1 protein-coding gene is annotated in these 625 nt (G+C 77.6%); it reads right to left on the bottom strand.

The features are described 5' to 3' along the window. Positions 1–625 (bottom strand): FAD-dependent oxidoreductase (locus tag ND748_RS33425; RefSeq protein WP_251750206.1); only part of this gene is annotated, 625 nt, incomplete at both ends.

Genomic DNA, 625 nt, shown 5'->3' with positions numbered 1-625 from the left:
CCGTGCAGCCGGGCCAGGGGAACCTCCGCCCAGCCGAGGTCGCCGGCGTCGGCGCCGTCCAGCAGGCCCGTGCGCACGACCTTCGCCGCCAGCCCCAGCGAGGCCTCGGCGGCCGGCACGTTCAGCGTCGCCACGGTCAGCAGCTCCCACAGCGCCTTCGTCGCCGCCGGGCCCTGGCCGTGGCTGGTCAGCCACGCGCCGAACGACCGCCCGTCCACCGCTGCGGAGCGCTGGTCGAGGCGGCCGAGCTGGACGGCCGCGAGCCCGGCGCGCAGCCGCTCGGCCAGTGGCAGCGCCCGGTAACCCAGCAGCGCCGGGGCCAGGTGCAGCGGCGCGGGCAGGCGCACGCTGGTGCGTCGCAGCCGAGTCCGGGTGAGCGAATCCCCGAGGAGCACCGGGACGTCCAGCCGGGGCTGCAGGGTGGTCAGGTGCTCCACCCCGAGGCGCGCCAGCAGGCCGCGGTAGGCGGTGCAGCAGCGCATGAACACGTGCTGGCCGGTGTCGATCCACAGGTCTCCCCGCCGGAACGACGTCGTCTGGCCGCCCAGGCGCGGCCGGGCCTCCAGCAGCGTGACGCGCGCGCCGCTGTCCACGGCGAGCAGCGCCGCGGCCATCCCGGCGAGGC

The sequence above is a fragment of the Frankia sp. AiPs1 genome (assembly GCF_023716945.1).
Classification (GTDB): Bacteria; Actinomycetota; Actinomycetes; order Frankiales; family Frankiaceae; genus Frankia.
This window is presented reverse-complemented; position numbering and strand designations above follow the sequence as displayed.